This is a genomic window from Streptomyces flavofungini (genome assembly GCF_041028215.1).
GTDB lineage: Bacteria > Actinomycetota > Actinomycetes > Streptomycetales > Streptomycetaceae > Streptomyces > Streptomyces flavofungini_B.
Genome location: NZ_JASKYR010001031.1, coordinates 1 through 2654, shown reverse-complemented (window position 1 = coordinate 2654; position 2654 = coordinate 1). Strand labels below are relative to the sequence as shown.

Annotated in this window: 2 protein-coding genes; both read right to left on the bottom strand. The window is 75.4% G+C overall.

The genetic code is table 11. From position 1 onward, the window contains the following. On the bottom strand, positions 1–1154 hold a 1154-nt coding region (locus AB8Z36_RS38025), incomplete at its 3' end, for a hypothetical protein (protein ID WP_369217934.1). Positions 1155–1387: 233 nt separating this feature from the next. After that, on the bottom strand, positions 1388–2654 hold a 1267-nt coding region (locus AB8Z36_RS38020; RefSeq protein ID WP_369217933.1), incomplete at its 5' end, for a phospho-sugar mutase.

The window sequence follows — 2654 nt, the reverse complement described above, 5'->3', positions numbered from 1 at the left end:
CGCTCACCGTGTCCGGCGCCAAGTACCAGCTCTGGGCCATCCCGGTCTCCCTGCGCGGGCGCAAGAAGGCGGCGCGCAGGCAGGCGCAGGCCGCCGCTGCGGGCGACCCGGCGACGAGCAGCAGGCCCTTCCTCGACCCGAACGCGAAGCAGGAGCGGGAAGCCGGGGAGCAGGAAGCGGGCCCTGGGGAAGTAGACGCCGCTGCTGCCCAGCACGATCGTGAGCAGCAGGCCGCTGAAGACGAGCAGGGGGAGCGGCTGCCGGTCGCCCGCCGACAGGACGAAGAGCACGAGCGAGCCCAGCAGGGTCGCCGTCACCACCGCCACGAACAGCGCGGGGCGCTCGGTGACGAACACATCCCGCATCCGCCGCAGCGTCCCCACACCGCCGTCCCACTCGTTGCGCCACAGCTTCTGCACGGCGAGGTAGCCGTCCCAGCGCCCGAGCCGCAGGCCCACCCAGCCGACGTACGACAGCCAGCCGAGGGGCGCGAGGACGGCGCCGACGAGCGGGCGCGGAGGCAACGCCTCGCGCGCGGAGCGGGCCCGCCACAGGGCGTGCAGGGCCGCCAGGGACACCGCCGCGGCCACCGCCACGCCCGTGGGCCGCGTGAGGCCCGCGAGGGCCGCGAGGGAGCCCGCCCACAGCCAGCGCTCCCTGAGCACCGCGTACAGCGACCACGCGCACAGGGCCGTGAAGAGGGACTCCGTGTAGCCCATCCACTGCACGAGCGCGACCGGCAGGCACCCCCAGGCCACGGCGAGCAGGACCCCGGCCCTGCGGCCGTGCAGCAGGTCGCCCACCGCGAAGATCCCCCACGCCGCGAGCAGCGAGGCGGCCAGCGAGACCGTCAGACCCGCGGCCCCCCTCGGCAGCCAGGGCAGCACGGCGTCGCCCGCCCGCACCAGCAGCGGATACAGCGGGAAGAAGGCCAGGTTGTTGCCGTCGATCCGGGTGCCGAGCTCCTGGGCGTAACCGTCGCTCGCGATCCGCAGGTACCAGTCGCAGTCCCAGGACTCCATGAGCAGATGCCGCACCCCCCGGTGGTCGCGGTGCGCCCACACGGTGAACACCAGCAGGCCGACGCCGCGCACGGCCGCGTATCCGGCGAGGGCGGGCGAGGCGTAGCGGGCCGCGCGTGCCGCGCGCGCCATGCGGGCCCCGGAGGCGGGCGCCGCGTCACGCGGCCCCCTCGACGCCGGGACGCGCGTCGGGGCGGCGGTCGGGGGGTCGGAGAATCCGTATGGCACTGCGGCGGCTCCCGGAACGTGAAAGTGCGCTACCGGACACCCCTTCCTGGGGGACCGGCAGCGCACCGGGGCACTGCGGCGGTTGCCACGCCGGAATCACCCGTGGGGGTGGTCCGGCCGCCGCCGCGGAGGCCGCGTCAGATGCCCGCAGCCGCCGAGAGGTCACGCTTGACGGCCGTGAGGAGCTCGCCCGCCCGCGCGCGGGCCGCGGGCAGTCCGGCCTTGTCCGGCACCGGGACGACGACCTCCAGGTAGCACTTGAGCTTGGGCTCGGTGCCGCTGGGGCGGACGATGACGCGGGCGCCGTCCAGGGTGTAGCGCAGACCGTCCGTGGGCGGCAGTGTCTCCGTGCCGCGCGTCAGGTCCTCCGCCCTGGTGACGGGCAGGCCCGCCAGCTCCGTCGGCGGCTGCTCGCGCAGGCGGCGCATCGCGTCCGCGATCAGGGACAAATCCTCGACGCGGACCGAGAGCTGGTCGGTGGCGTGCAGACCGTGCTCCACCGCCAGGTCGTCGAGCAGGTCGAGGAAGGTGCGGCCGTCCTCCTTCAGCTCGGACGCCAGCTCGGTGAGCAGGAGCGCCGCGGTGATGCCGTCCTTGTCGCGCACGCCCTCGGGGTCGACGCAGTAACCGAGCGCCTCCTCGTAGCCGTAGCGCAGGCCGTCGACGCGGGCGATCCACTTGAAGCCGGTCAGCGTCTCCTCGTACGGCAGGCCCGCCTTGGCCGCGATCCGGCCGAGCAGGGAGGAGGAGACGATCGACTCGGCGAAGGTCCCCCGGGCGCCGCGCCCGACCAGGTGCGCGGCGAGCAGGGCGCCGACCTCGTCGCCGCGCAGCATCCGCCAGTCGCCGCCGTCCCGCACGGCCGCCGCGCAGCGGTCCGCGTCCGGGTCGTTGGCGATGACCAGGTCGGGGGCGGGGTCCGTACGGGCCGCCGTCGCGAAGGCCAGGTCCATCGCGCCCGGCTCCTCCGGGTTCGGGAACGCGACCGTCGGGAAGTCGGGGTCCGGCTCGGCCTGCTCGGCGACGAGGACCGGGGCGGGGAAGCCCGCGCGCTCGAACGCCGCGAGGAGGGTGTCCTTGCCGACGCCGTGCATCGCCGTGTAGACGGCGCGGGCGGTGCGGGGGGACCCCGGGGCCAGGACGGCGTCCGTGCGGGCCAGATAGGCCGCCAGGACGTCGTCGCCGAGGGTCTCCCAGCCGCTCTCGGGGCGCGGGACGTCGTCCAGGGCGCCGACCGCGTCGATCGCGGCGGCGATCTCCGCGTCCGCGGGCGGCACGATCTGGGAGCCGTCGCCCAGGTAGACCTTGTAGCCGTTGTCACGCGGGGGGTTGTGGCTCGCCGTCACCTCGACGCCCGCCGCGGCGCCGAGATGGCGTATGGCGAAGGCGAGCACGGGGGGGGGC